The organism is Clostridium frigoris (genome assembly GCF_018861865.1).
Lineage (GTDB): Bacteria > Bacillota > Clostridia > Clostridiales > Clostridiaceae > Clostridium_AD > Clostridium_AD frigoris.
This window is the reverse complement of the sequence record NZ_JAHLDV010000003.1, coordinates 73,422-99,203: the sequence shown is the minus strand read 5'-3', so window position 1 is coordinate 99,203 and position 25,782 is coordinate 73,422. Positions and strand designations below refer to the sequence as shown.

The window sequence follows — 25,782 nt, the reverse complement described above, 5'->3', positions numbered from 1 at the left end:
CATATTAATAATCATTGGCTTTACTAATCCATATTAATATATGAATTTACTATTCTGTATTTTAATTTTCATACAGAATTAGTTAGTAGTCACCGTTTTTAGCCCTAGCAATACTGCTTGCGCGTAAAATTACAAATAATTTATTATTTAACATAACTAACATCTCCCTACTATAAGTTTAATGTTTGTTTGTCGACTACAATAATAGTATATCCAAGGATTAGAAAGGTATACACCAATTTTAAAAAATAAAAATAAATAATTAATAATTCAAAGGGGGATTTAAATAATGACTTTGACATCAAAAGATAATTTTATATTTAGTTCTATAGTAAAAGAATTTCAGTTATATGATTCTAATGTAGGAAAATTAGAAGATTTAATTGAAAACTTTAGTAATTCTAGAATAGACATATGCAAACTATTTAAGATGCAAAAGTTCAATAGTGAATCTTTAGAATTGAATAAAAAAATACTCACTGATAGTATAAATTTAAATAAATTTAGAATGAGAAATAATGAAAAAAATAAAATAGAACTTAGAGATAAAATTATAGTTAATAAGAAAAATATTAAAGAAATAAAATTCAATATAAAGAAATTAGAAACTATTTTAAATGACGAGAAGCAACAAGGGAGGGCATTACATGGAGCACTTGAAATTTTTTTGAGTAGAGAAAAATTTAAAGTTATCAAAAAAATAATTTTTAGCGAATATAAAAAAGTTTATACCAATTATTCTAATGAGTTAATTATAAAAATAAAAATAAAACAATGTGATGAAAGAAAAAATAAAATACAAAAGGAGAGACATGATTTCAATAATAGTATAGATAGATATAATAGGAAAATAAACATTTATAGATCAGCATTATCAGAAATAAGAAAAAGCACTATAAGCATGTCAAAAAAAAATGATTTATATACTATAAAGATTGAAAGTATTATGAATTATAAAGAAATAGAAAATACTTTTAGAATAGAGATTTATAAATATAGAATGTAAAAACCATCAAGAAGATAGTTATGAAACTTTCTTCCTAATGTTTGTATTGATAACTTATTAAGAACTATTTTATTTAAAAGCTTTTTCAAATATCCTATTAATAATATTTTTAGAAGCAACGCCTTCATGAACCTTTATGCCATCTACATAATAAGTAGGTACATAATAATAAGTATATTGTTTTGCTATATCAGGCTCTAGCTCTTCATCGATTATTTTAATTTCTATATCAGCATATTCTGGATTTTGTTTTTTTATGTTTTCCATCCAACCAAGTGCTTTTTTACAGTAGGGACACCATTCAGTTACAAACATAATTATTGGTTTCATTTATTTCACCACCAAACTTTCTATTTAGGATATAATATTATTAGATGCATTAATAGTATACACTATTTTTCTTATACGTAGTGCTTTATGGTAAATTATAAAATTAAGGTTATTAAGAGTAATTAATAGAAATAAGTTAAAAAATTTGCTATAATGAATTAGTTGAAAAATAACATCTTATACTGATATAAATGGAGAAGAATGTAATATCTATTGAAAGTAACTAATAAAAGAAAATAAAGGAGTATTTTAAATGCAAACGATAAAACAGTTGTGTAAGAAAGAGTCAGTTATGAAAATGATATTATTTGCAATAATAGTATTATTCGCGTATTTAATAAGGTCTATTTTTAATTTAATTTTATTAACTTTTATGATTACTTATTTAGTGAATAGTATGCAAAGTTTATTAGTTTGCCAAATTAACAAAATTATAAAAGTAAGTCCCACCATTATTACTATAATTATATATATGTTTATTACAGTAAGTATAGTGCTCCTAGCAGCAAAATATATACCAATAGCAGTATCAGAGAGTTTACTTATTTTAGACAAAATGGAGTATATAAATTTTGCTAAGAACACAAAAGGGGTTATGGCGTATCTGTCACCAATATTTAATCAAATTGATATAGCAAGTTATGCCAAATCAGGTATTCAAAGTATTATGCTTTTTGTAACAAATTTAGGTAAATGGAGTATTAATTTCTTTATGGCACTCCTATTAAGTTTAGTATTTATATTAGAAAAAGATGGGATTTTAAATTTTGTACACAAGTTTAAACATAGTAGAGTATCGGGTGCATATAATTATTTTAGTTATTTTGGAAACAACTTCTTAAATTCTTTTGGTAAAGTAATTCAGGCTCAAATAATGATAGCAATTACAAATACAGTATTATCAATTATAGGACTTACTATAATGGGTTTTCCACAATTATTTGCTCTTGCATTTATGATATTTGTTTTAAGTTTAGTACCTGTGGCGGGAGTATTTATTTCTCTAATACCACTATGCTTAATTGCCTTCAAAATAGGTGGATTAGTTAAAGTTATTTTTGTGCTTATTATGATTTTTATAATTCATGCCATTGAAAGCTATATTTTAAATCCAAAATTTATGTCTGACACTACACATCTTCCAATATTTTTTACTTTTACAACTTTAATAATATCAGAACATTTTATGGGTATATGGGGTCTTTTGCTAGGTATACCAATAGTTATATTCGTATTAGATTTAGTAGGCGTGGATCTTAATGAAAAAAGTAGTCCTAAAATTACGGAAGATTAATTATGTAAGAAATATATACAAAATACTTTAGTTTATTCTTTGGAAGGTAGTGATTTCGTGGTAATAGAAAATGTGCATTCTTTATTAAAATGTCCTGTTTGCAATTTAAGTCTTGAAAAAAATGAAAAACAATGCGTATGTTTAAATAATCATAGTTATGATATATCTAGCAAAGGATATATTAATCTTTTATTAGCTAATCAAAAGAAAACTAAAGATCCTGGAGATAGTAAAGAAATGATGGAAGGTCGTAAAGATTTCTTAAATAGAGGTTATTACCACATTTTTTCGGATAAACTTAATGAGATAATAATATCGAACATGAGTGAAAAAAATATAAATATACTTGATGCTGGGTGTGGAGAAGGATATTTTTTATCAAGACTTAAGGAAACTATTTATGCAAATGAATCTAAATGTCCTTTAAGTAAGCAGTTTAATTTTTTTGGCGTAGATATATCGAAATCAGCAGTTACTTATGCAGTTAAGAGAGATAAAGAAATAAACTTTATAGTTAGCAGTAATTTTAATTTACCCATAATGACGAATACTATAGACGTTATTATTAGAAATTTTGCACCTTCTGATGATTTAGAACTTAAAAGGGTTCTAAAAGATAATGGGAAATTGGTAGTTGTAACACCGGGGATTGAGCATTTATATGGTTTAAAAGAGATATTATATGTAAATGCCAGAAAGCATCAGGAAAAAGAAACGATTTTTGAGGGTTTTAAATTAATAAAGAAATCAGAAGTTAAGTATAACATTCAGTTAGAAGATAGAGAAAGTGTAAAAAATCTTATAAGAATGACTCCTTATTATTGGACCTTTGACAATGCTATGAGAGAAAAAGCGATTGAGACTTCTAAACTTTCAACGGCACTTCATTTTAATATAAGTGTATATGAGAAATGTTTGTGAAATTATAATAAATAATTGGGTGTAGGAGTATCCTGTACCCAATTATTTTGTTTTAAAATATAATTATAAATTAGTAGTATTATATTTATAATGTATAATAAAATATATCAGGATGAATTTTTCAAAAGGAGGATTTTGTGTGAAATTTTATATAAGACAAAAGGTATTTTCAATAAGTGACAATTTTAGCATAAAGGATGTTTCAGGTAATGATGTATTTAATGTAGAAGGGAAATTTTTTTCAATAGGAAACAAGCTTAGAATGTATGATATGAATCATAATGAAATTGTATATATTGAACAGAAGTTATTTAAATTCTTGCCGCAATACAATATATATTTAAATGGAAATTATATCGCCAAAGTGAAGAAAGAATTTACTTTTTTTAGTAATAGATTTCATATAGAAAGTAATACTGGCAATTATGAGATTGAAGGAGATTTTTTAGCACATGATTTTTCAATTGTGAAAAATGGTAATGCCATTGCAGAAATAAACAAAAAGTGGGTTTCATGGGGAGATACCTATGAGATAGACATAAATGAATCAGAAGATTATGCGGTTGTATTAGCGATGGTAATAGTAATTGACCAAGTGTTGCATGATAACAAAAAACAAAATAATGGATAAATATAAGAAGTAATAAATCAATTATAATTGTTTAATTATAAATGATTTATTGATTGCGTTTAAGATGATATAATGTATTTATTAAATAAAAGATTAGAGGTGTTATCATGACTAATGATGAAATGTATAAACGAATAATAGCTATGACTAGTATTAAAACTGCAAAAAGTTTTATTAAAACTTATGATATAAGTAAAAGTGATTTAAGCAAGCTTTGTAAAAAATTCAATATATTTATAGAGGGTAAGGCTACTAAGGACGATATGATTGATAGATTTTTAGGTGAGACATTGGGTAAAAAACTAAAAAATAAGGTAATTAATAAATACAATATTAGATAGGGTATTAAGTATATAATTTTATGAATAGGATAAAGTGTATAAATAACTTTGTTTAATAAAACAATACCTATGAGGTGAATTTAATGAAGTTATTTATACCAGATATTGCATATATAGATCCAAAAATATTAAAATACAAAGAATCAAAAAAAACAATAGAATATTTAGAAAAGTTAAAAGTACCCATAGTTAATTCAAAAAAAGTTGTAATAGACTCTGGGTCTCCTGAGGAAAACTATGCTACAGCTAAAAAAACCGTTCTTTTTACAACAAATGGTCAAAAAAAATTAGTGAGTTGTAAACCATCAGCAGATTACCAATTTTCGCTTTCAAGTTCATGTCCTGCAAATTGCGAATATTGTTATCTCCAAACTACTCAAGGTGAGAAGCCTTTCATGAAAATTTTCCTAAATATTGAAGAAATTTTAGAAAATATACAAACATATATAGAAACTAATATGCCTAGTATAACGTCCTTTGAATGCGCAAGTATAACTGATCCAATTGCACTTGAGCACCTAAGTGGAAATTTAAAAGAATGTATAGAGTTTTTTGGGAGAAGTGAAAAAGGAAGACTTAGACTTGTAACCAAGTTTGACGATGTTGATTCATTTTTAACATTAAAACACAATAAACATACAAAATTTAGATTTACTCTAAACACGCCTTATGTAATAGATAATTTCGAACATAATACTTCAAGTTTTAAAGAGAGAATAGGCGCAGTCAAAAAAATAGCTGCAGCTGGGTATCCAATAGGATTTATAATTGCACCTATTATGATATATGATAATTGGAGGGTGGAGTATAAAGAACTATTTGAAACATTAAAAATAGCACTTGCGGATTACAATGATGAAGTAAGTTTTGAACTTATACAACATAGATTTACAAAAGCTGCAAAGGAACTTATAGTGCAGAGATTTAAAAATACTAAACTTGATTTGGATGAAGAAAAAAGGTTGTTAAAATGGGGACCATATGGAAAATTCAAGTATGTATATAAGAAGCCAGAGAGCGAGGATATGAAAAAATACATTTCAGAATTGATAAATAATAATTTTGAATTGGCAATAATTGAATACTTCACTTAGGATTTAAACTTTTGTAGTATAAAAACAGGTAAACATGAAGCACTGGGTTTTCATGTTTACTTATTTTTATACTTAGTATTTTTAATATTGTGTAGCTTATAATGATAATTTTAAAGGCAATTTTGATATCTCTTTTTCAACAAGTTCTAAAAATTTTTCTCTTGGCATATAAACGGCACCTAAGCTTTCAAGATGATTTGTATGAACTTGACAGTCGATTATTGAAAATTCCTTGTCTTTTAGTATTTTGCCAAAGGTAATAAAGGCAACTTTAGAAGCATTATCCATAGTAGAAAACATTGATTCACCAAAAAAACATTTTCCTATGCTTATGCCATATAGTCCGCCAACTAATTTATCATTGAACCAAGTTTCTACGCTGTGTGCATAGCCCAGTGCATGGAGGCGGCAGTAAGCTTCGATCATTTCATTTGTAATCCATGTTCCAGCCTTACGCCTTAAATTTGAACAATTAGATATAACATCCCTAAAATGAGTATCAAAGGTAACTTTATATATATTTTTATTAAGTATTTTTTTCATAGAGTGGGAAGTTCTTATATCTTTTGGATAAACAATAAATCTTGGATTCGGTGACCACCAAAGTATTGGCTCATCATCTGAGTACCAAGGGAATATTCCATTAGAATATGCAAGTAATAGTCTCTCGGGCGATAAATCTCCATCAATGGCAAGTAATCCATCATCATCTGAAAGAGATGGGTGAGGGAATATTAATTCATTTGATAATCTATAAATTGTCATAATAACTCCTTTCAGCATATATCCTATAAAAGTTATTATATACTACCAAGAGCAATCTTACATGTTTTACATTGATGAATATAAAAATTTATTAAAAAGAAAATTATTGAGCAGTATAAAAAAGAGGAAATCTAAAATAAATATTGAAGTAATATAAATATATAATCTAATGAAAAATTATACTAAATTATTGAGAGGATGTTTTTATATGAAGTTGTCTTATAAAAAAAGAATAAGTGGTGTTAAACCAGTAGTTGTTGTGAGTAGATGCTTAGGTTTTGAAGCGTGTAGATATAATGGTCAGATGGATGGTTGCCACTTAGTAGATAAATTAAATGATTATGTGGAGTTTATAACAGTTTGCCCTGAAGTTCAAATAGGGTTAGATACCCCTAGGGAAGCTATAAGGATTGTAAAAGAAGATGAAAAATCACCTATAAAATTAGTGCAACATGTAACTGAAAGGGAATTAAGTAATGAAATGTTTGAATTTGGAGAGGAATTCCTAAAAAATCTTCCGAAAGTTGATGGCTTTTTACTAAAAAGTAAATCACCATCTTGTGGCATAAAGGAGGTTAAAATTTATAAAGGTACACAAAAGGGTTCATCATCGGTTAAAGGAAAAGGACTTTTTGGCGAGCTAGTAATGAATAAATTTCCTAGTGCCGTAATCGAGGATGATGGAAGGGTTAAAAATTTCAATATACGGCAGCATTTTTTAACAAAACTATACATTATGAAAAATTTTAGAGTTATAGAAGAAAGTATGTCTATAGAAGATCTAGTTGAGTTTCATAGTACTAATAAACTTCTTCTTATGTCATATAATCAAAAGCAACTTAAAATACTCGGAGGCATTATAGGTAGACATGGAGAATTAAGTGCAAAACAAGTTTATAAAGAATATGCAATAAACCTTAACCTTGCACTTAACAAGTTACCGAGATATACATCTAATATAAACGTACTTATAAAATCTATGGGGTATTTCTCAGATAAGCTAACACATAGAGAGAAAGAATTTATTTTAAATACAATAGAGCAGTACAGAGAAAGTAAAGTACCTTTTAGTGTTCCGCTTTATGTTATAAAATCAAATGCTATACGTTTTGAAGAAAAAAATCTTATTAATCAAACTTTCTTTGAACCTTATCCGCTTGAATTAGATAATGTTACTGATTCTGGAAAAGGTCTAGATAAATAATAAAACAATTTAAATGTTATGTACAATTGTGATATATTTTTAATTTATTGAATGATAATCCTCCGTTTGGACATAATTCCAAATAAGGAGGGGAAATATGAAAAATAAAAAAATTTTATATTCACTTTTAACAATAATCTTTATAGCTTTTATTTGTGCTAATTATTCTTTAACACATTATATGAATAAAAATAGTTTAAAACTTGAAACTTGTGGTAATTTGCCATATTTAAAATTTACATCCAAAATTATTGATAATGACAACACACTACAAACATCGGTGACTACTAATTCGGATAGGGTAGCAACAGACACAAAATTTGTTTTTAAGATTAAATATAAAGACAATGTAGTAAGAAATATGGTACTTGAAAAGTATTTTAATAGCTCAAAGGTATTAATTAGAAAAACTAAAGAAGAACTAAATGAATATTTTAAAAATCAAGGTTATTCAGTTCTTAATATGGGTAATGATGAAATAGTTTTTGTTAATAAAAGTAATAGGTACAGTTATAAGGCTAATAGATATTTCTTGGGTGTGTATGATAACATGGTGACAATATATAAAACAGATAAAAATGGAAACATAGCAGCCAGTAAACTATTTAATGCTAATGTTTATTCGGCAGATGGGAAACAACAAAAATATGATTTTGAAGCTGTAGATAAAGGCGAATTACAACATGTTAAAATAATAGACTTGAAAGAAAAAGATGGACTTATGGAAGATCTTATTCGTGGCAGAAAATACAGCAAAGATGATGATACTAAAAATAATATTGAAGATAGCGACGAATACGAAAAAGGAGAATTTAAATCTCCAGCAAAGGCATTTGATTATGCAATGGGGTTACTAAAGTCTTGATAAATTAATTTGAATAACGAAATATGTAATATGTCATTAGGAAGTATCTTTTCTAAAAGGATAAAACTTTAAGAAATGTATTATTCTAATAAAAAAGCCTTGAGAATTATATTTCTTAAGGCTTTTTACCATATTTTTTTATTTTCATACCTCTTATTTATTGAATTAATAACGTTTAGGTGGTAAAGTAATATATGTTGCTATAAAAATAGAAGGATAACAATTAATAATTAATATTCTAAAGAAAGTAGCAAGGAGGAAGTATTATGTTCGAATATATAAAAGGCATTTTTGTAGGCTTTAATAAAGACTATATTGTGCTAGACAACAACGGTATGGGTTATAAAATATATACTTCTGGAAGTACTATGGCTAAGATGCCTAAAACAAATGAAACTGTATTATTATATATAAAACAAATTGTTAGAGAAGATTTTATTGGGTTGTATGGGTTTCTAACAAAAGATGAGATAGAGATGTTTAGCCTTGTAATTAGTATAAATGGAGTTGGGTCAAAAGCTGGTTTATCATTACTTTCTATTTGTAGCGTAACAAATTTAAAATATGCTATTGTATCTGGGGATGAAAAGACATTAACTCGTGCACCAGGTATAGGCAAGAAAATTGCTCAAAGAATAATTTTGGAGCTTAGAGAAAAAATACATCTTGAGCAGTCAGACGCGAAGGACTTATCTCGAAATTCAGGAATGAATTTAATAGAAGATAGAAAACTTATGGAGGTTTTGGGTGCCCTTATGTCACTTGGATATTCTGAAAAAGAAGCAGAAAAGGCTATAAGTGCTGTAAGTCACGAACAATCACTTGAAAATATAATTAAAGATTGTTTGAAATATTTAATGAACTAAGGTGGGAATATACTATGGATGATATTGAGGAAAGAATTATAACTTCTTCTATAACAGAAGAAGATATGGATGCTGAGTATTCGCTAAGACCCCAAAAGCTTGGAGAATATATTGGTCAAACCAAAATAAAAGAAAAATTAAGTATATTTATTAAAGCAGCTCAAAATAGAGATGAAGCTCTTGATCACGTGCTTTTATATGGACCACCTGGACTTGGTAAAACAACACTCGCGAATATTATTGCGAAAGAAATGAAAGGTAATTTAAAAGTAACTTCTGGTCCAGCAATAGAAAGAGCGGGTGATTTGGCAGCTATTTTAACTAGTCTTAGTGATTATGATGTGCTTTTTATCGATGAAATACATAGACTTAACAGATCTGTAGAAGAAATTTTATATCCTGCTATGGAAGATTATGCACTTGATATTGTTATAGGAAAAGGGGCATCTGCAAAATCCATAAGACTTGATCTTCCCAAATTTACGCTAATTGGTGCAACAACTAGGATTGGGTTATTAACAGCACCACTTCGCGATAGATTTGGAGTGTTAAGTTCTATGGAATATTATTCTCAAGGTGAGTTACAAGAAATAATAATACGCTCAGCATCTATTTTGAAAGTAGTTATTACTCAAGATGCTGCAGCTGAAATTGCAAGACGTTCCAGAGGTACTCCAAGAATTGCAAACCGTTTGCTTAAAAGAGTAAGGGATTATTGTGATGTTAAGGGAAATGGAATTATAGATTTGAATATAGCAAAATCTGCATCAGAGCTTCTTGAAATAGATGACGAAGGTTTTGATAGGATAGATAACAAAATGCTTGAAGCTATTATAGATAATTTTAATGGTGGGCCAGTAGGTATTGAAACTTTAGCCTATTTTGTAGGAGAAGAAATAGGTACACTTGAGGATGTTTATGAACCATATCTAATTCAAAAAGGATTTATAATAAGAACACCAAGGGGAAGAATAGCTTCTAAAAAAGCATATCAACATTTAAATAGACCACAAAAGACATAAAAAGCAAATAAACTTAAATAATTCATAATATTAATTATGATAGACCTAAAATTTAAATTATCTTTGCATAAAGAAAGGGTGTAATATTTTGAAAGTAAAGGATTTTTATTTTGATTTACCAAAGGAACTTATAGCGCAACATCCACTTGAGAAAAGGGATGAGTCAAGGCTTATGGTAATCAATAAGGCTAAAAAAGAAATAGAACATAAACATTTTAAAAATATAATAGATTATTTAAATCCAGGTGATTGTTTAGTATTAAATGATACTAGAGTTTTGCCAGCAAGGCTAATGGGGGCTAAAGAGCAAACTGGTGGTAAGATGGAATTCCTATTACTTAAAAGAATAGATATTAATCATTGGGAAACTTTAGTTAAACCTGGAAAGAAAGCAAAGATAGGGGCTAGATTTGTTTTTGGTAATGGAGAACTTAAAGCAACTGTTATTAGTGATTCGGAGGGTGGAAGTAGAATCGTAGAATTTGAATATGATGGAATTTTTGAAGAAATTTTAGAAAAACTTGGAGAGATGCCACTTCCTCCTTATATTACTGAAAAATTAAAAGATAAAGAAAGATATCAGACCGTATACTCAAGAGAAGAAGGATCAGCTGCAGCTCCAACTGCTGGACTTCATTTTACGAAACAGTTGCTTGAACAAATCAAGGATAAAGGTGTTAAAATTGCTTTTGTAACATTACATGTAGGCTTAGGTACTTTTAGACCTGTAAAAGCTGAGGAAGTCGAAGAACATGAAATGCATTCTGAACACTATATGTTAAATAGTGAAACAGCACAGGTAATAAATGAAACAAAAGAAAATGGTGGAAGAATAATTGCTGTGGGTACAACGTCTAATAGAACACTTGAAAGTATCGCAGATGATAATGGAAGAGTATGTGCAAAGTCAGGATGGACAGACATTTTTATATATCCAGGATATAAATTTAAAATAGTTGATGCATTAATAACTAACTTTCATTTGCCAGAGTCTACACTAATAATGTTAGTTAGTGCTTTTGCAGATAAAGAGTTAATTATGGGAGCATATGAAACAGCGGTTAAAGAAAAGTATAGATTCTTCAGTTTTGGAGATGCAATGTTTTTACATTAATGAATAATAGTCAATAAAGAGCTAACTCGTAATTATTGTATAGAAAGTGGGTTAATTATGTATAAATTACTTAAGAAAAGTGGTAAAGTAAGACGTGGTGAGTTTATAACACCTCATGGTACTATTCAAACACCTGTATTTATGAATGTGGGTACACTAGCCGTAATTAAAGGTGCTGTATCAACTATGGATTTAAAAGAAATTAACTGTCAAGTAGAATTGTCTAATACATATCATTTACACTTAAGACCAACAGACACGGTTGTGAGAAAAATGGGAGGACTTCATAAATTTATGAATTGGGATAGACCTATTCTTACAGATTCGGGTGGTTTCCAAGTGTTTTCTTTATCAAAAATGAGAAAGATTAAAGAAGAAGGAGTTTACTTTAATTCTCATATTGATGGAAAGAAAATATTTATGGGTCCAGAAGAGAGTATGCAAATACAAAGTAATTTAGCATCGACTATAGCTATGGCATTTGATGAATGTATACCTAATCCTTCTACCAAAGAATATGTTGTAGATTCAGTTGCAAGAACTACAAGGTGGCTAGAACGGTGTAAGATTGAAATGGATAGATTAAATTCTTTAAGCGATACTATAAATAACAAACAAATGTTATTTGGTATAAATCAAGGTGGAACATATGAGGATATTAGAATACAGCATGCTAAAACAATTAGTAAAATGAATCTAGATGGGTATGCTATTGGTGGCCTTGCTGTTGGAGAATCCCACGAAGAAATGTATAGAATCATTGATGCAGTTGTTCCGCATTTACCGCAAGATAAGCCCATATATCTTATGGGAGTAGGCTACCCGAGTAATATATTAGAAGCGGTATCAAGGGGTGTAGACTTTTTTGATTGCGTATTGCCAGCAAGAAATGGAAGACATGGAAATGTGTTTACAAAAGATGGTAGAATAAATATGTTTAATGCTAAATTTGAACTAGATGCTGGTCCAATTGATGAGGGTTGTAAGTGTCCTACATGCAAACATTATACCAGAGCCTACATAAGGCATTTATTTAAAGCAAAAGAGATGCTCGCAATGAGGCTTTGTGTACTTCATAATTTATATTTTTATAACAAACTTATGGAGGATATACGATCTGCTATTGATAATGATTGCTTTGAAGAATTTAAAGCTGAGAAACTTGCGCAGTGGAATGAAGGAAAATAATTATTTACTATAATATAATTAGCCTATAAGATATATCATTATAGGAAAATTATTTTATTATAAGTTAGAGAAACAATTATTGAAAGGAGGGGAATATAGATGGGACAATTATCAGGTGTGTTTACTATGGTATTAATGCTAGCAGTATTTTATCTAGTAATATTTATACCAGAAAACAAAAGAAAGAAAAAATATGCTGCACTTTTAAACAATTTAAAAGTAAATGATGAAGTAATGACTAAAGGCGGTATGATGGGAAAAATCATCAACATTCAAGATGAGTATATTATACTAGAAAGTGGTCCAGACAGAACTAGAATTAAGTTATCAAAAAGTGGAATTGGTACAGTTATAAATTTAAAGACTGATGAAGTAGTAGAGAAAAAGTAGTGAATTATGTAATAAAACCCCTTTTCAAATCATAATTAATATTATAGATTACAATAAAAAAATAGTTATTTATTGTAATTTATAGAAAAGGGGGGGAATTACATGGGAAATAAAAAAAAGTATTCTTATGCTGGAGAGGGAGTATTTAGGGCTGCAATTTTAACCTTAATTATATTAGTTATTTATTCTATAGTGACAACTGTTTTGCCAGCTAGTATGAAGGTTACATCTGTTTTTTATATTGTAATAACGCTTGTGAGCGTACTTTACGGATCTATATTTGCTGCTAAAAAAGCAGGGGAAAAGGGTTGGCTAATGGGTATTATGGTTGCTACAACTTACATGTTACTTTTGTACTTAGTTAAGGTTTTGGGTGGTGGAAGTTCTGCTATCGGTATGCGTGAAATTGTAAGGGCTTTACTCGCTTTAGGTATAGGTACTTTGTCAGGAATGCTTGGAATAAATTTATAAAATTACTTTATTTAGCTAGAATGTTATGATATGATGTATAGGTCAACTTTATGATATGGAGGAATAAAAATGAAACATATAAAAACTATAAATTCAGCAACAATCAAAGAAAGTTTAAAAAAACCAGGATGCAAGGAATGTGCTAATTCATGTCAGTCAGCATGTAAAACTTCTTGTACAGTAGCTAACTTAGCTTGTGAAAACTAATAATGTTAACGGGGGCAGTAACTTAGGGTTACTGCTTTAAATTTAGTTAGGAGGAAGAAAATTGTCACTTATTCATAAATTTATTCAAGATAATGAACACTATGTAATTGATGTAAATTCTGGAGCACTACATATGGTAGATGAAATAGTTTATGATCTTTTAGATGAGAATGAACTTAGAAAAAAAGAAGATTTAATAGAAGATTTTAAAAACAAATATTCAATAGAAGATATTAACGAAGTATATGATGAAATTCAAAGCCTAGTTCAGGGAGAAACTTTGTACACAGGAGATTTATACGAATCAATTGCATTAAGTGGTGCAAAAGAAGAACCATATATAAAGGCACTGTGTCTAAATATAATTCATGATTGTAATTTAAGGTGTAAATACTGTTTTGCTGATGAGGGTGAGTACCATGGTGCCAGAAAAGCAATGTCAGTAGAAGTTGGAAAAAAAGCAATAGATTTTGTTTTAGAAAAATCTGGACCTAGAAAAAACATTGAGATAGATTTATTCGGTGGGGAACCACTTATGGCTTTTGAGATGATAAAAGAAATAGTTGCATATGCTAGGGTTCAGGAGAAAATTTATAAAAAATCTATAAGATTTACTATGACTACTAATGCCACATTACTTAATGATGAAATTATGAAATATATGGATGAAAATATGGGTAATATAGTACTTAGCATAGATGGACGAAAAGCCGTTAATGACAAGGTTAGAGTAAAGGTAGATGGAAGTGGTTCGTATGATAATATTCTTCCTAAAATTAAAAAAATGGTTGATATGAGAGATAAGTCAAAACAGTATTATGTTAGAGGAACATTCACTAGAGATAATACTGACTTTTTTGAGGATATAGAACATATGGCAGATTTAGGCTTTAAAGAAATATCTATAGAGCCAGTAGTACTTCCACCTGAGCATAAACTTTCACTTAGAGAGGAAGATTTGCCAGTGATATTTGAGCAATATGATAAATTATATGCTGATATGCTCAAAAGACATAAGGATGGGACAAGCTTTAAATTTTACCACTTTAATATTGATTTACAAGGTGGACCTTGTGTTTATAAGAGAATTGCTGGGTGTGGAGCTGGTCATGAATATGTAGCGATTACACCAGACGGTGATATATACCCTTGTCACCAATTTGTTGGTAATAAAGATTTCCTAATAGGAGATATATATCACGGGATTACTAATAAAAAGATGGTTAAAGAATTTAAAGAAGCTCATATATATAATAAACCTACATGTACTAAGTGTTGGGCTAAATTTTATTGTAGTGGTGGATGCCAGGCAAATAACTATAATTTTAATGGAGATATGCATATACCATATGAAATTGGATGCAAGATGCAAAAAAAGAGAATAGAATGTGCTATAGCTTTAAAAGCACAAACTATGAATAAGTAAATTATATTTAGGTAAGATTGACTAAATTTGTTAATCATAATATAATTGTAGTTATGAGTAAACAGTGAGGGGGATAAACATGAAAAAGAAGAAAAGCACAATACTGTTTCTAGTCAGTGTTTTTGTTGTTGGATTATTAGCATTTACAGGATTTCACGGATTTACAATAGGAGACTATAGAGTTAAACCATTTACTCAAACAATAAACAAAGGTTTAGATATACAAGGTGGAATTTCAGTACTCGAAGAAGTTCAAGGTGCAAAACCTGACATAAAAACCTTAGATAGAGCGATTGAGCTTATATCAATGAGAGTCAATAAAATGGGAATTAGTGAAACATTAGTTGCCAAAGAGGGTGATAAACGAATTAGAATCGAGATACCAGGTAAATTTGATTCTAAGGAAATTCTTGATACTGTCGCTAAATCGGGAGAACTTAAATTTGTTGGCCCTGATAAAGTAACAATCCTTACTGGTAAAGATGTAAAAGATGCTACTGCATCTCTAGGTGAAGATAATAAACCTACTATAAATCTTGAACTTAATGATTCAGGAAAGACAAAATTTGCAGTAGCTACGCAAAAATTTATAGGAAAGCCAATTACTATTTATATGGATTCTGAAGTTTTAACTAGTCCTACAGTACAAGCAGTTATTTCAGATGGTAAAGCTGTTATTACTGGAAGTGAGACTTTAGCTGAAGCTACAACACAATCACAAATCATAAAATCAGGTGCATTGCCTGTAACTTTAAAAGCTGTTTCGGTTAAAACAGTTGGTGCTACTTTAGGAGAGGCAGCAATGGCACAAAGTATGAAGGCAGGAGTTGTCGCAATATTATTTGTATTCCTATTTATGCTTTTATATTATAGAGCACCAGGTGTTATTGCAAATATATCTTTATTGTTATATGTTGTTTTGGTTCTTGGCGCATTCTCAGCTATAAATGCCACTTTAACACTTTCAGGTATTGCTGGATTCCTACTTACAATTGGTATGGCAGTAGATGCTAATGTGTTAATATTTGAGAGAATAAGAGAAGAACTTAAAACTGGAAAATCGATAAAATCTTCAGTACATGCTGGTTTTCATAGAGCGCTTCCATCAATATTAGATTCAAATATCACAACTATAGTTGCTGGTTTAGTTCTTTATATGATGGGAACAGGAGCTGTTAAAGGGTTCGCACTAACACTCGTAATTGGTGTAATTATAAGTATATTTACAGCACTTACATGTACTAAATTTTTATTGAAATCAGCAGTTGAAATGGGACTAATAAGTAAAACATCTCATTTTGGCGTAAAGAGGGGGTAAACATATGCTAAAGGTAGTTGAAAAAACTAAACTATGGTTTTCTATATCTCTAATTATAATTATAATAGGAATGGGGTTCATAGCAACTAAGGGTTTAAACTTAGGTATAGATTTTAAAGGTGGTACAGCACTTACTATAAATATGAATCAGAAATTCGATAAGTCAGATGTAGATAAAATAATTGATAAATATGCAAAGAATGATTATTTATCTAAAACAGTTAATGATGCTAAAGAAATTGAAATAACTGTAAAAAGTGATGCGATTTCAGCTGATGAAACAGCTAGCATGTTAAAAGAAATTAAGACACAATTTAAATCTAGTAGTTTAATTTCAGAAGATACAATTGGTGCATCTATTGGTTCTGAATTAAAGACAAAAGCATTAACTGCTTTAATTGTTGCTATGATTTTCATGTTAATTTACGTCGGAGTTAGATTTGAATTTAAATTTGCATCGGCGGCTATATTTGCATTAGTACATGATATTTTAATCACGATTACAGTATATGCAGTATTTCAAATAGCGGTAAATGCAACATTTATAGCTGCTATTCTTACTGTAGTTGGTTATTCTATTAATGATACTATTGTCATATTTGATAGAATAAGAGAAAACCAGAGAATCATGAGAAAAGCAACTATAGAAGAGATTACTAACACCAGTGTTACACAGACACTTGCTAGATCAATAAATACAGTTCTTACAGTTTTAATTTGTATATTTTCGGTATGGGTATTTGTACCATCTATAAGAGATCTTACTGGTCCATTACTGATTGGTATAGGAGTTGGATGTTATTCATCAATCTTTATAGCAAGTCCTATGTGGGCATTTCTTAAGAAAAGAACTAAGAAAGTAACTGTATAATCGCAACTAATGATACAATTTATATAATTAAAAACAAAGGACAGAGAAGTAGTATGTATTAATTACTTCTTTGTTTTTTTTATTTTACATAATAGAAAACTATAATTATATATTTTCTATTAATATCGAGGAGTTTTTATGGTGGATTTTTTTGAAAACATACAAAAGAATAATAATGATTTTATAGAATATAATATGTATAATCCATTTTTATTAAAGGGAATGGAGGATGCATTAAATAGGATTATAAAAGCGATAAATTATAGGGAAAAGATTGTCCTATATGGATTTTATGATGTGGATAGTATTACTGCAATATCATTATTGATGTTAGTTTTAAAGTTTGTAAACGCTGATGTTGAGTATTTTATACCAGGTGAACTTAGTGAAAAACGTGATTTAGTTGAAAAAGATATTACTAGTCATATAAAATATTTAGGACCTGGACTTATAATAACACTCGGATGTGGTACTAATTCTTTTAGTGAAGTAGAGCTATGTAAAAGTATTGGGATTGATGTTATAATAACTGATTTTCATAAACCCGTTAAACATGTCCCACAGACTATAGTTGTTAATCCAAATCAAAAGGGATGTAATTACCCATTTAAGGAGTTATGTACCTGCGGGATGACATTTAAACTAGCTCAAGCGATTTCTACTTATTATAAGATGAAATCTGTAAACAAATATATGGATTTGGTAATGATAGGTACTATATACAGCAAAAAAAAGCTAGAAAGTGAAAATAAAATAATTGCTGAAGAAGGCATAAAACAATTAAATTGTACAACTAATTATGGAATTTGTGCATTGATAAAAATACATAATATTAATATTATTAATGAAGAGACGGTTTTAAAATTAGCATCGACAGTAATGCCAACAATTAATCCAGTTGGAAAAATGGATAATGCTAAAATTGTTGTTGAGTTATTTATAACAACAGACCAAAATAGAGCTCTGCAGATATCAAAATATTTAGATAAGGAACTTAAAAATAGCATTAGATTAGAGAGAAACACTATAATTACATAAGCTTGGATTGTATATATAATGAACAGTTTATTTATATAATGAACAATATGGTATATAATGTTTGGTATATGGCAAGAGTAAAAATAATAAAGTCTTCATGTATTTATATAAAATGATTTAATTTAGGGGGATAAACATGGAACTTAAAAATAGTATAAGAGTAATAGAAAACTTTCCTAAAAAAGGTATTAGCTTTAAAGATATAACTACAATATTACAAGATGGAAAGGTTCTTAGGCGGACAATAGATGATATTGTTGAATATTTAAAAGATAAAAAAGTAGATGTTATAGTAGGACCAGAGGCAAGAGGTTTTTTATTCGGTGTCCCTGTAGCTTACGCTCTTGGAGCAGGATTTGTACCAGTTAGAAAACCTGGTAAGTTGCCTTATGAAACGCTGCAAATTGAGTATGAACTCGAATATGGAACTGATAAACTTGAAATACATAAGGATGCAATAAAGCCTGGACAAAGAGTAGCTATTGTAGATGATTTGCTTGCTACCGGTGGTACCGTTGCGGCGGTAACAAAACTTATAGAACAAATGGGTGGAGATGTTATTTCTTTAAATTTTGTAATAGAACTTACAGATCTTCATGGCAAAGAGAAACTTAAGGATTATGACATAATGTCTCTAGTAAAATATAACATTTAAGTCGGTTTATTTAGTGAATAAATTAAAATTGCATAATTCTACAAATTATTATATAATATTAGTAAAAAGTATTGGCTGGTTATTTAACCAGCCTTTGATTTTAGGAGTGTATAAGCATGTTAGAAAAATTATTATCTAAGATTGAAAATAATTGTAATAATGTAGACAAAGACCTTATTATTAAAGCATTTAATTTTTCTTATGCTGCACATAAAGAGCAAAAGAGAGAATCTGGTGAACCGTATATCGTTCATCCAGTAGAAGTAGCATGTATTTTAGCAGAAATGGGGCTTGATACTAGTACAATTGTTGCGGGCTTGCTTCATGATGTAATTGAGGATACAGTATATACTTTTGAAGATGTAAGCACAGAATTTAATATAGAAGTAGCAAATTTAGTGGAAGGCGTTACTAAGCTTGGCCTTATAAAATATAAGACTAAGGAAGAGGAACAAGCTGATAATGTTCGCAAAATGTTACTTGCTATGGCAAAAGATATTAGAGTTATTCTTATTAAGCTTGCAGATAGACTTCATAATATGCGAACGCTTAAATACATGCCAATTGTAAAACAAAAACAAAAAGCAAAAGAAACTTTGGATATCTATGCTCCACTGGCTCATAGGCTTGGAATGTCTAAAATAAAATGGGAACTTGAGGATTTATCACTTAGGTATTTAAATCCAAATGAATATTATAATTTAGTAAGAAAAATTGCTGAAAAAAGAGTTGAGCGAGAAGCGAATATTAACAATATAATGAAGGAATTAAAATATAATTTAAATATTGTTGGAATTGAAGCTGAACTTGATGGAAGACCAAAGCATTTTTACAGTATATATAGAAAGATGGTTACCCAAAACAAGACTATAGATCAAGTTTTTGATTTGACTGCAGTTAGAATTTTAGTTAATGATATTGGTAATTGCTATGCGGCTTTGGGTATAGTTCATACAGTGTACAAACCCATTCCAGGAAGATTTAAAGATTATATTGCTATGCCAAAACCTAACATGTATCAGTCACTTCATTCAACAGTAATAGGACCACATGGAAAACCTTTTGAAATACAAATCAGAACCTATGAGATGCACAAGACTGCTGAGTACGGCATTGCAGCTCATTGGAAATATAAAGAGGGTACAGATCAAAGCGATGATAAAACTCTTGATTCTAAACTATCATGGCTTAAGGACATTCTTGAGTGGCAAGGAGAAACTTTTGATGCAGAAGAATTTATGGAAGGCTTTAAAATTGATTTATTTTCAGATGAAGTTTTTGTATTTACACCAAAAGGAGAAGTTATTAACTTACCGTTAGATGCAACACCGATTGATTTTGCATATAGAATTCATACAGATATTGGTAATAAATGTATGGGTGCAAAAGTAAATGGAAGAATGGTGCCGCTTGAATATCACTTAAAAACTGGAGAAATAGTTGAGGTTATAACTTCACCTACGGCTAAGGGTCCTAATATTGATTGGTTAAATATTACAAAAAGTAATCAAGCTAAGAGTAAAATTAAGGCCTGGTTTAAAAAGTCTAAAAGAGAGGAAAGCATTGAAAAAGGTAAAGAATTATTAGAACGGGAATCCAAAAGACAAGAATATAATTTTGGAGTGATTGCTAAGGGTGAAGCAATAGAAAAAATATATAAAAAATATAATTTTAGAAGTTTAGATGATTTATTTGCATATGTTGGAGTGGGAGATATTATGCCTTCAACTATAGTTAATAGATTAAAAGAGGTTTATGAGAATAAAAATAAACAAGAAAATCTGACTGTCGAGGATATTGAGCAAACAATAACTAAGACTACAAGCAAAGATGATAAAAAGAAATTGGATTATTCAGGACTAATAGTTAAAGGCGAAGGAAATCTACTTGTTCGTTTCGCTAAATGCTGTAACCCGGTTCCAGGAGATGAAATAATAGGTTATATAACAATGGGACGTGGAGTTTCTGTTCATAGACGTGATTGTAAAAATGCTAAATCACTAATAAATAATGATGTAAATAAAGTGGTTGAAGTAAGTTGGGGAGCTTCCGAGGGGAAAGGGTATATTACTGAAATTCAAATTAAAGCGGATGACAAATATGGTCTATTATCTAGTATAATGGAGATAATAACATTAACTAAAACTCAACTTTATTCAATAAATGCAAAAACTTTAAAAAACAATGTTGCCTTAATAAATATAAAGTTAAAAGTTGCAGGTATAGAAAATTTGAAGGAATTACAAAAGAAAATTGCTAAACTATCTGGTGTATTAGAAGTTTATAGGATTAAAAATTAAAAATATGTTTACTTGATTTAGGAGATGCATTTATGAGAGCAGTAGTTCAAAGAGTTAAATCATCAAGGGTTGAAGTAAATCAAAAAGTAGTTAGCGAAATAGGTTTTGGTTTAAATGTTTTAGTTGGAATATGTGATGGAGATACTATAGATGATATAAAGTACTTAAAGGATAAAATTTTAAATCTTAGAATTTTCAATGAAGATGAGAAAATGAACAAATCTTTAATAGATGTTGGTGGAGAACTTCTTATAGTCTCGCAATTTACACTATATGGAGATTGTAGAAAGGGAAGAAGACCAAGTTTTATGAGAGCCCTTGGTGGAGAACAATCCGAAAAATTATATTTAGAGTTTGTAAAACAGTGTAAAGAGGCCTTAGGTGAAGTTAAAACTGGAGTTTTTGGAGCTGATATGCAGGTTTATATCCAAAATGATGGTCCAGTAACTCTACTTTTAGAGAGTAAAAAAGATTTCTAGGAGGGTAAGAATGCAAATTAAAAAAATAATAGCGGGTATATACGGAGCAAATTGCTATATATTAATGGATAAGAACACAAAAGAAGCGTTAGTAATTGATCCGGGTGGTGATGTTAGTGATATTGTTAAAGTAATAAATAATATGGGTGCCAAAGTTAAATATATACTTTTAACACATGGTCATGTAGATCATACATCGGGAGTTTCTGAACTTAAAGCAATAACAAAGGCAATAGTTTGTATAAGCAAAAAAGATGATGATTTAATAACTAAAGGAGAGTATTTATTTGGGCCTCTTATTAAAGGCGGTGCAGATAAATTATTAAGTGAGGGGGATATAATAAAAATTTCAAACGTTCAAATTACTTGTGTAGACACTCCTGGACATACACCTGGTGGTATGAGCTTTTTAACAGATAAGTGTGCTTTTACTGGAGATACACTTTTTGCAGGTTCCATTGGGAGAACGGATTTTGTAGGAGGAGACTTTAATGCTATAATTAGTAGTATTAAATCAAAGCTTTTATGCCTGCAAGGTGACACTATAGTATACCCAGGTCATGGGCCAGCTAGTACAATAAATAAAGAAAAATTAAACAACCCATTTTTACAGGAATAATATAGTGTATAATAGACTACAATTTTATATACTATGTTTATTAAGGAGTTAAGATGATAAAAGTAAAATTAAGTGACAAAAAATTTAATGATGATGTATTTCAAATCATAAATTTGTTCTACTTTTTTCCGGATATTAAATTTGTAGAAGAAGATTATGATTTTAATATTAGTGTAGGGGAAACTGTAGTAGACATAAAAGGTGAGCTTGAAAGTTTTGAGTATATGGTTAATAATTCATATAAACTTAAGGATGAAGTTAAAAAAGCCGTTTTTTTATATTTCTCAAAAATAACAACTCAGGAACTGCCTTGGGGTACAATAATAGGAATTAGACCTTCTAAAAAGGCCCTTGATCTATTAGAAAAGGGAGTAACAGACGATAAAATAATAGCAGAGTTTAAAGAAAAACATGTTACAAGAGAAGATAAGGCACAACTTTGTATTGATGTTGCAAAGTTCGAGCAAAATATTGTTAATAAAAAAAAGAATAATATAAGTATTTATATTGATATGCCATTTTGTCCTACTAGGTGTATATACTGTTCTTTTACTTCTAATCCTATTAGTAAATGCAAAAATATTGTTATGCCTTACCTTGAGGCATTAGCTCATGAAATTATAGAAATAGGTAATTATGTACGCGTAAAGAAGCTTAATATTGAATGCGTATATTTTGGAGGGGGTACCCCTACAGCAATAAATAATGAACAATTTGAGTTTATAATGAATTGTATATACGAACAATTTGTTTCACAAAATAATATACGTGAATTTACAGTGGAATGTGGAAGACCGGATAGTATAACACGTGAAAAATTAATTACTATGAAAAAATATGGAGTACATAGAATAAGCATTAATCCTCAAACCATGAATGATGATACATTAAAATTAATTGGAAGAAATCACTGTGTAGAAGATGTTTTTGAAAAATTTGAAATGGCAAGGGAGTTAGGGTTTGATAATATAAATATGGATTTGATAGTAGGTTTACCTGGAGAAAAAATTTCGCATATGAAAAAGACTTGTGACGAGATTTTTAAGATTAAACCAGATAGCATTACAATTCATGGTATGTCTATAAAAAGAGCTTCAAGGCTCCATGAAAATATGCTTAATAATTATAGGTTTGAAGTTCCAGGGCAAGAAGAATTAAATAAAATGTATGGGCTTACTGTAGAATTAACCAAAAAACTTGATATGAAACCATATTATATGTATAAGCAGAAAAATATGATAGGCAATATGGAGAATATAGGATATACAGCGATTTCTAAACAAGGAATCTATAATATTCAAATGATTGAAGAAAAACAAACAGTCATTGCACTAGGTGCAGATGCAGTTTCTAAAGTCGTGTTTTTAGATGAAAATAGACATGAAAGGTTCGCAAATGTAAAGGATGTTCGTGAATACATAAAAAGAGTAGATGAAATGATTGATAAAAAGATTATATTACTAAATACATTATATACTTAAAATGTAATGAATATTAAAGTAACTAAAAACACTGATGTAAGTGTAATATATTTAAAGCAAAAGGAAGGAGAAAAATAAAATGGCAGAAGCATTAAATGGTTTAAAAAGGACCAATATGTGTGGTGATCTTAGAGAATCACATATATCAAATACAGTAACAGTAATGGGATGGGTTCAAAGAAAAAGAAATCTAGGGGGACTTGTTTTCATAGATTTAAGAGATAGAACAGGGATATTACAATTAGTATTTGGAGAAGAAATAAACAAAGAAGCTTTTGAAAAGGCAGATAAAGTAAAACCTGAGTACTGCCTTGCTGTAACTGGTAAACTTGTTAAAAGACAATCTCCAAATGAAAATCTACCAACGGGACTTGTAGAGGTTAAAGGGGAGAACATAAAAATATTATCCGAATCAGAAACGCCACCTATATATATTAAAGAAGGTTTAGATGCAGCAGAAAATATACGTTTAAAATACAGATATTTAGATTTAAGAAGACCAGATATGCAAAAAATATTTATGATACGATCTAAAACAACTAAGGTTGTTCGTGACTTTTTAGATGAAAATGGATTTTTAGAAATAGAAACACCTATGCTTACAAAAAGTACTCCCGAGGGCGCTAGGGATTATCTAGTTCCAAGTAGAAATTATCCAGGTATGTTTTATGCACTTCCACAATCACCACAATTATTCAAGCAATTATTAATGGTGTCTGGATATGATAAATACTTTCAACTTGCAAGATGTTTTAGAGATGAAGATTTAAGAGCTAATAGACAACCGGAGTTTACACAAATTGATATAGAGATGTCCTTTGTTGAAGAAGATGATGTTATGGCTATTAACGAAGCATTAATCAAAAAAGTATTTAAACAAGTTGTGAATGAAGATGTCAAACTTCCTATAAGGCGAATGAAGTATAAAGAAGCTATGAGTAAATATGGCTCTGATAAGCCAGATATAAGATTTGGAATGGAAATTAACGATATTACAAGCGTTGTAAAAGATTCTGAATTTGTAGTATTTAAAAGTGCTATAGATAACGGTGGCTCAGTAAGAGCTATAAAAGTTGAGAATGCCGCAGATATGGGAAGAAAGAAATTAGATAAATTTGGTGATTTTGTTAAGACTTACCGAGCGAAAGGGCTTGCCTGGATTGCATGTAAAGAAGATGGAATAAAATCACCTATTGCTAAGTTCTTTAGTGAACAGCAAATGCAAGCAATACTTGACAAGGTAGATGCAAAAACTGGAGATTTAGTGCTTATTGTTGCAGACAAGAATAGTATAACGCTACAAAGTTTAGGAGCTCTAAGATTACATGTAGCTAAAGAACTAGAAATTTTAAAGGATAATAATGAATTTAATTTTGTATGGATTACAGAATTTCCTTTGTTTGATTATAGCGAAGAAGAAAATAGATATATAGCAGCGCATCATCCTTTCACAATGCCAATGGATGAGGATCTACAGTATCTTGAATCGGATCCAGGTAGAGTTCGTGCTAAAGCTTATGATATAGTCTTAAATGGAGAAGAGTTAGGTGGAGGAAGTATAAGAATACATAGCTCAGAGCTTCAAGAAACTATGTTTAAAGTTTTAGGATTTACCCGTGAAAAGGCATGGGAAAGATTTGGTTTCTTATTAGAAGCATTTAAATTTGGACCACCACCTCATGGCGGACTTGCTTTTGGACTAGATAGGATGATAATGTTTTTAGCGGGAACAGATAACATCAAGGATGTCATTGCTTTTCCTAAGAATCAAAATGCTTACTGTCCAATGAGTGAGGCACCAAACATGGTTGATGACAAACAGCTTAAAGAACTTGGTATTACAAAAGCTGAGGTAAAATGATAAATGCTTATGATAAATAAGTCAA

27 protein-coding genes are annotated in these 25,782 nt (G+C 29.5%); 25 read left to right on the top strand and 2 right to left on the bottom strand.

The genetic code is table 11. From position 1 onward, the window contains the following. The first annotated feature begins 289 nt into the window (after window positions 1-289). Window positions 290-1,006: a hypothetical protein gene (locus KPL37_RS02455; RefSeq protein WP_216145825.1), complete on the top strand. Its 717-nt coding sequence runs from the start codon at window positions 290-292 to the stop codon at window positions 1,004-1,006. Window positions 1,007-1,075: 69 nt separating this feature from the next. Here KPL37_RS02455 and KPL37_RS02450 read toward each other — a convergent pair whose 3' ends face one another. Beyond that, entirely contained in the window at window positions 1,076-1,336 is a 261-nt protein-coding gene (locus KPL37_RS02450; protein ID WP_216145823.1) for a thioredoxin family protein, read from the bottom strand. A 253-nt stretch (window positions 1,337-1,589) separates the two neighbouring features. On the opposite strand from KPL37_RS02450, the gene KPL37_RS02445 reads away from it, so the two are divergent. From KPL37_RS02445 to splB, 5 genes are all read left to right on the top strand, one after another. Then, complete coding sequence (locus tag KPL37_RS02445) at window positions 1,590-2,630, top strand: AI-2E family transporter (protein ID WP_216145821.1); 1,041 nt, start codon at window positions 1,590-1,592, stop codon at window positions 2,628-2,630. A 39-nt stretch (window positions 2,631-2,669) separates the two neighbouring features. Beyond that, the gene (locus KPL37_RS02440) at window positions 2,670-3,551 is read left to right on the top strand and encodes a methyltransferase domain-containing protein (protein WP_216145819.1); all 882 of its coding nucleotides are present in this window, start codon (window positions 2,670-2,672) and stop codon (window positions 3,549-3,551) included. 139 nt (window positions 3,552-3,690) lie between these two features. Beyond that, window positions 3,691-4,182, top strand: coding sequence for an LURP-one-related/scramblase family protein (locus KPL37_RS02435; protein ID WP_216145817.1), 492 nt, complete (start codon window positions 3,691-3,693; stop codon window positions 4,180-4,182). A gap of 107 nt (window positions 4,183-4,289) precedes the next feature. Continuing rightward, window positions 4,290-4,523, top strand: coding sequence for a hypothetical protein (locus tag KPL37_RS02430; protein WP_216107090.1), 234 nt, complete (start codon window positions 4,290-4,292; stop codon window positions 4,521-4,523). 83 nt (window positions 4,524-4,606) lie between these two features. Beyond that, window positions 4,607-5,617 carry a spore photoproduct lyase gene (gene splB / locus KPL37_RS02425; RefSeq protein ID WP_216145815.1) on the top strand — a complete coding sequence of 337 codons (1,011 nt, stop codon included), beginning with the start codon at window positions 4,607-4,609 and terminating at the stop codon, window positions 5,615-5,617. A gap of 96 nt (window positions 5,618-5,713) precedes the next feature. Here splB and aat read toward each other — a convergent pair whose 3' ends face one another. Further along, window positions 5,714-6,382 carry a leucyl/phenylalanyl-tRNA--protein transferase gene (gene aat, locus KPL37_RS02420; protein ID WP_216145813.1) on the bottom strand — a complete coding sequence of 223 codons (669 nt, stop codon included), beginning with the start codon at window positions 6,380-6,382 and terminating at the stop codon, window positions 5,714-5,716. A 208-nt stretch (window positions 6,383-6,590) separates the two neighbouring features. Here aat and KPL37_RS02415 point away from each other — a divergent pair, with 208 nt between their 5' ends. The 19 genes from KPL37_RS02415 (at window position 6,591) to aspS (ending at window position 25,757) form a co-directional block, all read left to right on the top strand. After that, the gene (locus KPL37_RS02415; protein WP_216145811.1) at window positions 6,591-7,586 is read left to right on the top strand and encodes a YbgA family protein; all 996 of its coding nucleotides are present in this window, start codon (window positions 6,591-6,593) and stop codon (window positions 7,584-7,586) included. A gap of 97 nt (window positions 7,587-7,683) precedes the next feature. Beyond that, window positions 7,684-8,451 carry a hypothetical protein gene (locus tag KPL37_RS02410; RefSeq protein WP_216145809.1) on the top strand — a complete coding sequence of 256 codons (768 nt, stop codon included), beginning with the start codon at window positions 7,684-7,686 and terminating at the stop codon, window positions 8,449-8,451. Between the two features lie 266 nt (window positions 8,452-8,717). Beyond that, window positions 8,718-9,317 carry a Holliday junction branch migration protein RuvA gene (gene ruvA / locus KPL37_RS02405; RefSeq protein WP_216145807.1) on the top strand — a complete coding sequence of 200 codons (600 nt, stop codon included), beginning with the start codon at window positions 8,718-8,720 and terminating at the stop codon, window positions 9,315-9,317. Window positions 9,318-9,340: 23 nt separating this feature from the next. After that, window positions 9,341-10,339, top strand: a complete 999-nt coding sequence (ruvB, locus tag KPL37_RS02400; RefSeq protein WP_216145901.1) for a Holliday junction branch migration DNA helicase RuvB — start codon at window positions 9,341-9,343, stop codon at window positions 10,337-10,339. Window positions 10,340-10,427: 88 nt separating this feature from the next. After that, window positions 10,428-11,453 carry a tRNA preQ1(34) S-adenosylmethionine ribosyltransferase-isomerase QueA gene (queA, locus tag KPL37_RS02395; RefSeq protein WP_216145805.1) on the top strand — a complete coding sequence of 342 codons (1,026 nt, stop codon included), beginning with the start codon at window positions 10,428-10,430 and terminating at the stop codon, window positions 11,451-11,453. 57 nt (window positions 11,454-11,510) lie between these two features. After that, complete coding sequence (gene tgt / locus KPL37_RS02390) at window positions 11,511-12,641, top strand: tRNA guanosine(34) transglycosylase Tgt (protein WP_216145803.1); 1,131 nt, start codon at window positions 11,511-11,513, stop codon at window positions 12,639-12,641. A gap of 99 nt (window positions 12,642-12,740) precedes the next feature. After that, the gene (gene yajC / locus KPL37_RS02385; RefSeq protein ID WP_216145801.1) at window positions 12,741-13,031 is read left to right on the top strand and encodes a preprotein translocase subunit YajC; all 291 of its coding nucleotides are present in this window, start codon (window positions 12,741-12,743) and stop codon (window positions 13,029-13,031) included. 102 nt (window positions 13,032-13,133) lie between these two features. Continuing rightward, window positions 13,134-13,502 (top strand): TIGR04086 family membrane protein, encoded by a 369-nt coding sequence (locus KPL37_RS02380; RefSeq protein ID WP_216145799.1) that lies wholly within the window; start codon window positions 13,134-13,136, stop codon window positions 13,500-13,502. 69 nt (window positions 13,503-13,571) lie between these two features. Then, window positions 13,572-13,709, top strand: coding sequence for a six-cysteine ranthipeptide SCIFF (gene scfA, locus KPL37_RS02375; protein WP_216145797.1), 138 nt, complete (start codon window positions 13,572-13,574; stop codon window positions 13,707-13,709). Between the two features lie 61 nt (window positions 13,710-13,770). Then, window positions 13,771-15,135 carry a thioether cross-link-forming SCIFF peptide maturase gene (gene scfB, locus KPL37_RS02370; protein ID WP_216145796.1) on the top strand — a complete coding sequence of 455 codons (1,365 nt, stop codon included), beginning with the start codon at window positions 13,771-13,773 and terminating at the stop codon, window positions 15,133-15,135. Between the two features lie 79 nt (window positions 15,136-15,214). Beyond that, window positions 15,215-16,453 (top strand): protein translocase subunit SecD, encoded by a 1,239-nt coding sequence (gene secD / locus KPL37_RS02365; RefSeq protein ID WP_216145793.1) that lies wholly within the window; start codon window positions 15,215-15,217, stop codon window positions 16,451-16,453. Window positions 16,454-16,457: 4 nt separating this feature from the next. Further along, window positions 16,458-17,324 (top strand): protein translocase subunit SecF, encoded by an 867-nt coding sequence (secF, locus tag KPL37_RS02360; RefSeq protein WP_216145790.1) that lies wholly within the window; start codon window positions 16,458-16,460, stop codon window positions 17,322-17,324. Window positions 17,325-17,462: 138 nt separating this feature from the next. Then, entirely contained in the window at window positions 17,463-18,362 is a 900-nt protein-coding gene (locus KPL37_RS02355) for a DHH family phosphoesterase (protein ID WP_216145787.1), read from the top strand. Window positions 18,363-18,498: 136 nt separating this feature from the next. Then, window positions 18,499-19,017: an adenine phosphoribosyltransferase gene (locus KPL37_RS02350; RefSeq protein WP_216145784.1), complete on the top strand. Its 519-nt coding sequence runs from the start codon at window positions 18,499-18,501 to the stop codon at window positions 19,015-19,017. A gap of 116 nt (window positions 19,018-19,133) precedes the next feature. Further along, window positions 19,134-21,317: a RelA/SpoT family protein gene (locus KPL37_RS02345; RefSeq protein WP_216145781.1), complete on the top strand. Its 2,184-nt coding sequence runs from the start codon at window positions 19,134-19,136 to the stop codon at window positions 21,315-21,317. 32 nt (window positions 21,318-21,349) lie between these two features. Next, window positions 21,350-21,796 carry a D-aminoacyl-tRNA deacylase gene (gene dtd, locus KPL37_RS02340; protein ID WP_216145778.1) on the top strand — a complete coding sequence of 149 codons (447 nt, stop codon included), beginning with the start codon at window positions 21,350-21,352 and terminating at the stop codon, window positions 21,794-21,796. A 10-nt stretch (window positions 21,797-21,806) separates the two neighbouring features. Beyond that, the gene (locus tag KPL37_RS02335; protein ID WP_216145775.1) at window positions 21,807-22,415 is read left to right on the top strand and encodes an MBL fold metallo-hydrolase; all 609 of its coding nucleotides are present in this window, start codon (window positions 21,807-21,809) and stop codon (window positions 22,413-22,415) included. Between the two features lie 53 nt (window positions 22,416-22,468). Then, complete coding sequence (locus tag KPL37_RS02330) at window positions 22,469-23,896, top strand: coproporphyrinogen III oxidase (RefSeq protein ID WP_216145773.1); 1,428 nt, start codon at window positions 22,469-22,471, stop codon at window positions 23,894-23,896. A 79-nt stretch (window positions 23,897-23,975) separates the two neighbouring features. After that, the gene (aspS, locus tag KPL37_RS02325; RefSeq protein ID WP_216145771.1) at window positions 23,976-25,757 is read left to right on the top strand and encodes an aspartate--tRNA ligase; all 1,782 of its coding nucleotides are present in this window, start codon (window positions 23,976-23,978) and stop codon (window positions 25,755-25,757) included. Window positions 25,758-25,782: the final 25 nt, after the last annotated feature.